Raw genomic sequence first — 6,818 nt, 5'->3', positions numbered from 1 at the left:
TAGGCCGCTCCCGCAACCCCCTCCCCATCCTCTTCCCCCCCCCTTTCTCTTTTTTCCCCCCCCCCCCCCGCTCCCACAGAGATCGTGCCAGCTTGCAGATAATGTGCAAGACAGTTGTGCCTACCGCCGCAGCCCGTCGAGCACCGCCTCAAGCGCCCGCTCGAACAAAAGCCCGTCATCCAGCACCCGCACCTCACCTCGATGCAGTGCCCGGGCCAGGCTGGCCCCGTTCCATTCGCGTACTTTCATGCCGGTGCGGTTGGCGAATACCAGCCGGTCGCTACTGTCGACGCGCGCCACCAGTTTGCAGCGCAGCGGTTCGTCCTCGTCCAGCACTTCTACCCAGGTACCGATACGCAGGCGCTGCACCTGACGCACGGCCACAGCCTGCCCGTCGGCAAACTGCGACGGAGCACAAGCGGGTTCCTCGGCAATCGCCAGGACGATGTCCTCGGCCACCAGCACTTCGCTCAAGGGCTGGCCCTCAGTGCCGGGCTGCATCGCGGTACCCGCGCAGGCACGCAGGTGCAGCTGTTCCAGTTGCAGGAAGAATTCGCGGGTCGCTGCCGAGTCCAGGGCCACGCTGGCCAGGCCATCGCGCAGTGCCTTGAGCAGGCCCGGTACCTGCTGCAGCAAGGCATGCGGCTCATGCGGCGGAGTGATGCTGGCCAGCAGCGTGTCCATCGTCTGCAAGGCATCCCGCCAGGCCTGGGATGCTTCACCTTGCTTGAGCCAGGCCAGCAGCAGTACCTGGCTCCAGGCTTGCACCAGCATCTGTACCACCACCTGCGGCAATAACCTACCGCGCAGCCGTTGGTTGAGAGCATGCTGCACCTGCTGCCTGGCCTGCAGTGTTCGTGCACGCCCTTCTTCGGCGTCGCGGGTGCGTTGTTCGAGCAGCTCGTTGCGCCGCCGCTCGTCCTGGTTAAAAGCGAGGAAGTCTTCGAGAAGTTCGGAGAACAGGCTGGTATCTTCGGCAAAATCATTGAGAAGGCGCTGGACGATACGCTCCACCCGCAGGTGCAGGCTGTCACGCATACCGTCGCCGCCGCATTCCCAGCCGATTGCCGCGCCAGCGATCTCGTTGAGCAGCCGGCGGGCCGGGTGGCTGGCACGACTGAGCAGCCCCTTGTCCAACAGGGCCACTTTAAGCAGCGGAATGTGCAAACGCCCGATCAGCGCACGCAGGCTGGCCGGCAAGTTGTCGTCGTCCTGGATGAAGGCGAACAGCAGGCCAACCAGGTTGATCATGTCCTCGTCGGCAACATCGATACGCCGGCGTGTGCCGCTGCGCACGCTGACCCGCAACAGCAATTGTTCAAGCTGTTGGCCAAGTTCGAAATCGTCGGCCTCGTGGGTAGCGGGCACATAGTGCTGCAAATGCGAAAGCAGGCGCAGCAGGTCGGCGGTGCTGATTGGCTGGGCGGCGGCCACCGCCTGCAAACGAGGCGCGAACTTTCCACGCACCGGGGCCAGCAGTGTTTGCAACGAGGCAAAGAAAGCCTGCCCTGCCGCGTCCGAGCCCACCTCGTGACCCAGGTTCGCCGGCCCACGACCTGCGCTCATGCGCCGATCTTCGGCACGCCGACGTGGTGCCGACGGCAATTCAGGCAGTACACCGGCGGCGGCCAGCAACTGGTTGGCTTCGCTATAGATCACGTCGGCATCGCGCAACACATAGCGCTCGAACAGTTTGAGCAGGACCAGCTTGACCCGCAGGCCAACCCCCAGGTTGCGGCCAGCGTCGAGGAAGTAGCCGCACAGCGCTGCGGGCCCCAGCGGGTTGTGCTGCTCGTGCAGGGGGCGGTCGAGCAGTACCTGCAAGCGCAGGCCCAGTTGCTGCAGGGCAATACCGTCGCGTGACAGCACGCGCGCGACCATGCCTTCTATCGCGCCAGCCCGTTCTACGTGGGCCTTGCTGCGCAGGTTGCCCGGCTCGGCCATGTGCGCCAGCAGGTCAACCTGGCCGATACGGGCAAAGGCATCATAGAACGTGTCGAGAAAACCGCGCTCGATGCTCTTGCGCTTCAGGCGCAGGTCGCGCATGGCCTCGAAGTACAGGTTCTGGTCGCCGCGGTCCAAGGCCTTGTCGGCCATCTCGAAGAGGGTGTCGTCAGCATTGTCGAACAAGCCCTGCAGGCCCTGACGCAACTGCAAGGCGGCCTTGTCGCGCACCTGCAGGAGCAATACCGGAAGGCAAGGCAGAGGCGTACGCCCGCCTCGATCGATGGCTGCCGCCAAGGGCACCACCTTGCCTTCTTTTTGCATCCTGTACTCCTTGCAGGGTGTCTCGCCCGAAGGGGCTGAAGATCGTCAAAGTCATGACGCCAAATACTGGTCACCATTATCGGTAAAAATCCACACAGCTGCCAGCGCCGTTTCACTAGCTGGCTAATGACCCTGATTTACCCCGCCTGCTCACACCGGCCGACCAAAGGTCATCGCCAAGGCGACTGTACACACCGGCCCCCTGCCCTATAATCGCCGGCATCTAGCTTGTGGAGCCGACCATGCCGAACCTACGCCTTGCCGACCTGACCGCTGAAATCGAAGCCAACGTGCGCCGTGCGCTGTTGGAGGACATCGGCAGTGGCGATATCACCGCGCAGTTGATCCCGGCCGAGCGCCTGGCCAAGGCGACCATCATTACCCGCGAAGACTGCGTGATCGCCGGCACCGCCTGGGTCGATGCCGTGTTCCGCCAACTCGACCCACGCGTGGCCGTGCACTGGCAGGTGGCCGATGGCGAGCGCGCCACGGCCAACCAGCCGCTGTTCCATCTGGAGGGCCCCGCGCGTTCGCTGCTCAGTGGTGAGCGCAGTGCATTGAACTTCCTGCAGATGCTGTCGGGTGTCGCCACTCGTGCGCGCTTCCTTGCCGACCTGGTGGAAGGCACCCAGGTACGCCTGCTGGACACCCGCAAGACCCTGCCGGGCCTGCGCCTGGCGCAGAAGTATGCAGTGACCTGCGGCGGTTGCGACAACCACCGCATCGGCCTGTACGACGCCTTCCTGATCAAGGAAAACCACATCGCAGCCAGCGGCGGCGTGGCCGCGGCCGTGGCGGCGGCGCACCGCATTGCGCCGGGCAAGCCGGTGGAAATCGAAGTGGAAAGCCTGGATGAGCTGCGCCAGGCACTGGCCGCTGGTGCCGACATCATCATGCTCGACGAGCTGACTCTGGAAGAGATGCGCGAAGCAGTGCGCATTACTGCGGGCAAGGCCAAGCTGGAAGCCAGTGGCGGGGTCAACGAGACGACCTTGCGGGTGATTGCCGAGACTGGGGTGGACTACATCTCGATTGGTGCCATGACCAAGGATGTGAAGGCGGTGGACCTGTCGATGCGGTTGAGCCTGTAAGCTGATTGCAGGCATGAAAAAACCGGCCTCAGGGCCGGTTTTTTCATTGGTGGCGCTCTCGGATCAGAACGAAGCGTTGGCCAGCCCATCCAGGTAACGCTCGACATCCAACGCGGCCATGCAGCCGGCACCGGCCGAGGTAATGGCCTGGCGATAAACGTGGTCGGCCACGTCACCGGCGGCGAACACGCCCTCGATGTTGGTGGCGGTGGCATTGCCCTCACGGCCGCCGTTGACCACCAGGTAGCCGTCCTTGAGGGTCAGCTGGCCTTCGAACAGCGAGGTGTTCGGGGTGTGGCCAATGGCGATGAACACGCCGTCGACCTTGATTTCGTCGCTGCTGCCATCGTTGTTCTTCAGGCGCGCACCAGTCACGCCCATGTTGTCACCCAGCACTTCGTCCAGGGTGGCGTTGAGCTTGAGCTCGATCTTGCCTTCGGCCACACGGGCGTGCAGCTTGTCGACCAGGATCTTCTCGGCGCGGAACGTATCGCGACGGTGTACCAGAGTCACCTTGCTGGCGATGTTGGCCAGGTACAGCGCCTCTTCCACGGCAGTGTTGCCGCCACCCACCACGGCGACCGGCTTGTTGCGGTAGAAGAAGCCGTCGCAGGTGGCACAGGCCGAAACACCCTTGCCCATGAAGGTTTCTTCCGACGGCAGGCCCAGGTAGCGGGCGCTGGCGCCAGTGGCGATGATCAACGCGTCACAGGTGTACTTGCCGCTGTCACCCTGCAGGGTGAAGGGTTTGTTGGCCAGGTCGACGGCGTTGATGTGGTCGAAGACGATTTCGGTTTCGAAACGCTCGGCGTGTTCCTGCATGCGCTGCATCAGCGCAGGGCCGGTCAGGCCGTGGGGGTCGCCCGGCCAGTTGTCGACTTCGGTGGTGGTGGTCAGCTGGCCACCGGCCTGCATGCCGGTGATCAGCAGCGGCTTGAGGTTGGCACGGGCGGCATACACCGCGGCGCTGTAACCGGCAGGGCCGGAACCGAGAATGATGACGCGCGAATGACGTACTTCAGACATGTCGAACTCCTGTCGAGCGGGCCGCAGGGCCGGCATCGGTGTACCGGCTGCGCCTGCCTGGAAATTAAAAAGGACCCACGCAGCACTTGGGGAAGGCTACAACGCGCAGGCCCATAAAGCGGAAAGTGAGCGCACTGTAGCGAGGTCGCAAAGATTAAGGAAATATCCTTCGACAATCCACCTCATAGCCATCGTCTATTCAGCGATTTGATCGATAGCCAAGCCCTGCTGCTTTTGTTACAGCCCGTTTCCCGCCCGCTGCCCGCCTTTCGTCGGCGCGGCAAACTCGGTAAGGTCAGCGCGTTTTCCTTCTCTGCGGAGTCTCTCGATGCAAGCCCCTGTACTCTCTGGCCCCCAGTACCTGCGCGAAGGCCTGAAACTGGTGCTGAGCCCCAATCTGCGGTTGTTCGTGCTGCTGCCGCTGGCGGTCAACCTGCTGCTGTTTGGCGGCCTGATCTACTTCGCCGGCCACCAGTTCAGCCTGTGGGTGGACGCCCTGATGCCAAGCTTGCCGAGCTGGCTGAGCTTTCTCACCTACATCCTCTGGCCGCTGTTCGTCGCCCTGGTGGTGCTGATGGTGTTCTTCACCTTCACCCTGGTGGCCAACATCATCGCCGCGCCGTTCAATGGCTTTCTGGCGGAAAAGGTCGAGGTTGTGGTGCGTGGCGAGGACAATTTCCCCGCGTTCAGCTGGGGCGAACTGGTGGCCATGGTGCCACGTACCTTCGGCCGTGAAATGCGCAAGCTGGGCTACTTCCTGCCGCGGGCCATCGGCCTGTTCATCCTGTCGCTGATCCCGGTGGTCAACGTGGTGGCGGCGCCGCTTTGGCTGATCTTCGGGGTGTGGATGATGGCTATCCAGTACATCGACTACCCGGCGGACAACAACAAGATGAGCTGGCAGGACATGCTCGCCTGGCTGCGCCAGAAACGCTGGCAGAGTCTGGGCTTTGGCGGCATTACCTACCTGGCGTTGATGATTCCGCTGGTGAACGTGCTGATGATGCCGGCGGCGGTGGCCGGAGCTACGTTGTTCTGGGTGCGGGAACGGAACTGAAGGGGCGAGGGGCTGCAGGGCAGCCCCTTTCCGCAGATTGCGTTTCTAGAAGTCAGAGAAGCTGTAGGGTTCTAGAGTAGAAATCTGAGAAAGCAATATCAAATGTTCCACTGCCTTAACCTTTTCGATATTAGCAAGTTCACTTGGCCCACCGAACGCCAAGGCCGGAACAAAACCATACATTTCATCGTGCTTTAGCATGCCTAATTTTCTCTTTGCTGGCTCGAATAGGTCGCCGAAATCATTGGATTCCTTCTCCATGCCCAGGAAAAAACCTTGCACTTCCCTATCGATATCAGCTGTCGCTAATTCATGGTCATTGCCAGAATAACGTGACGCGTAGGCTATGATGTCCAATGAAAACCCGGAATTTTCACCCCATAGATAGAGATCGCCAAAGGCACCGCGAGCGACTAGATGATACGTATCACGCCCCTCTAATGCAGTACCTTCAATGAATGAAGCTACCACCCCCTCGTAATCCTGTGGATTGACAGTCCAGAATATCCCGTCGCCGTATCCACACCATCCGTGCTCAGCCCAATATTCCAATAATTTTTCCGGCAATTTTCCCCTATAACGCTGTATGCTCGAAGGCGGAACCTCTTGCCGGAATACAGGATTACCCATTTCCTCTATAAAAATTGAAAAAAAATCATCCATATTAAAAACCTCTAACTATTAGCATTTATGCAACCTGACATTCAAAAGGCTTGATGCACCACCCGATCTGGATAGCTCTTCAGCGGCTTGCTTTAATCCTCCCACTCTATTTTTCCACTGCGGACCTATAGTAGAGTTGACTTGTCTGTCGCCGAAGTCAGAAATAGCGTCCCGACCACCCGCGCTCAAATCTGGATTATGCAATGCCGCAAGCGATGACATGGTTTCCTTTGCTTGCTTCACTGAAAGCTTTTTAGCTTCAATAGGGCTCATACTTTTCATCAAATCTTTCTGAATTCTATCTTTCAATTTATCATACAGTTTCTTCCTTGCTTTCCTGGCAATGTTCGGATCCCGCTTGACTGGATGAGTAAGATTTTCAAGAAACTCTTCAACCGTAAGCCGGTTTAGCCCATCCTGCTGTCCCTTCAACTGCCGTTCAAACTCGCCATGCTTGGCGGGTGGCAATTTGTCGGCCTTGAAGCACGCCACGGTATGCAACGGCATGCTACCGGGCTTCCCTGTCGAGGGCTCCTTGTCTTTCCCTGCCGGCCGATCAGGCTGCATCGGCTGCGGCTCACCCACTGCCCCCTTGCGCCGCTCCGCTACCTGCAGGTCCGGCCGTTTCTTCAAGCCCTCTTCATGCTTGAGCATCCATTGCCCCAGCCGCGCACCTTTGCGGCTGGCCGCCATCTCCTGGGCCAGCACCCGGG

6 protein-coding genes are annotated in these 6,818 nt (G+C 60.5%); 2 read left to right on the top strand and 4 right to left on the bottom strand.

Annotation, left to right across the window (positions count from 1 at the left end; translation table 11 throughout):
• Nucleotides 1–120: 120 nt before the first annotated feature.
• Nucleotides 121–2,268: a DUF1631 domain-containing protein gene (locus tag ACLCGK_RS21620; RefSeq protein ID WP_350013028.1), complete on the bottom strand. Its 2,148-nt coding sequence runs from the start codon at nt 2,266–2,268 to the stop codon at nt 121–123.
• Nucleotides 2,269–2,510: 242 nt separating this feature from the next.
• Between ACLCGK_RS21620 and nadC the strand changes: the two genes are divergently transcribed.
• The gene (gene nadC / locus ACLCGK_RS21615) at nt 2,511–3,359 is read left to right on the top strand and encodes a carboxylating nicotinate-nucleotide diphosphorylase (protein WP_004376060.1); all 849 of its coding nucleotides are present in this window, start codon (nt 2,511–2,513) and stop codon (nt 3,357–3,359) included.
• A gap of 63 nt (nt 3,360–3,422) precedes the next feature.
• Here nadC and trxB read toward each other — a convergent pair whose 3' ends face one another.
• Complete coding sequence (gene trxB / locus ACLCGK_RS21610) at nt 3,423–4,385, bottom strand: thioredoxin-disulfide reductase (protein ID WP_015268972.1); 963 nt, start codon at nt 4,383–4,385, stop codon at nt 3,423–3,425.
• 328 nt (nt 4,386–4,713) lie between these two features.
• On the opposite strand from trxB, the gene cysZ reads away from it, so the two are divergent.
• Nucleotides 4,714–5,442, top strand: a complete 729-nt coding sequence (cysZ, locus tag ACLCGK_RS21605; protein ID WP_015268971.1) for a sulfate transporter CysZ — start codon at nt 4,714–4,716, stop codon at nt 5,440–5,442.
• Between the two features lie 45 nt (nt 5,443–5,487).
• Here cysZ and ACLCGK_RS21600 read toward each other — a convergent pair whose 3' ends face one another.
• Together ACLCGK_RS21600 and ACLCGK_RS21595 are read right to left on the bottom strand one after the other, a co-directional pair.
• Nucleotides 5,488–6,105, bottom strand: coding sequence for a GAD-like domain-containing protein (locus ACLCGK_RS21600; RefSeq protein ID WP_410952880.1), 618 nt, complete (start codon nt 6,103–6,105; stop codon nt 5,488–5,490).
• A gap of 18 nt (nt 6,106–6,123) precedes the next feature.
• Nucleotides 6,124–6,818 (bottom strand): polymorphic toxin type 15 domain-containing protein (locus ACLCGK_RS21595; protein WP_410952879.1); only part of this gene is annotated, 695 nt, incomplete at its 5' end.

Source organism: Pseudomonas sp. S1(2024), assembly GCF_046557535.1.
This window is presented reverse-complemented; position numbering and strand designations above follow the sequence as displayed.

Bases quoted from the DNA above. Each gene is read 5' to 3' on its own strand.
- ACLCGK_RS21620 (WP_350013028.1), bottom strand. From the start codon at position 2,268: ATGCAAAAAGAAGGCAAGGTGGTGCCCTTGGCGGCAGCCATCGATCGA.
- nadC (WP_004376060.1), top strand. From the start codon at position 2,511: ATGCCGAACCTACGCCTTGCCGACCTGACCGCTGAAATCGAAGCCAAC.
- trxB (WP_015268972.1), bottom strand. From the start codon at position 4,385: ATGTCTGAAGTACGTCATTCGCGCGTCATCATTCTCGGTTCCGGCCCT.
- cysZ (WP_015268971.1), top strand. From the start codon at position 4,714: ATGCAAGCCCCTGTACTCTCTGGCCCCCAGTACCTGCGCGAAGGCCTG.
- ACLCGK_RS21600 (WP_410952880.1), bottom strand. From the start codon at position 6,105: ATGGATGATTTTTTTTCAATTTTTATAGAGGAAATGGGTAATCCTGTA.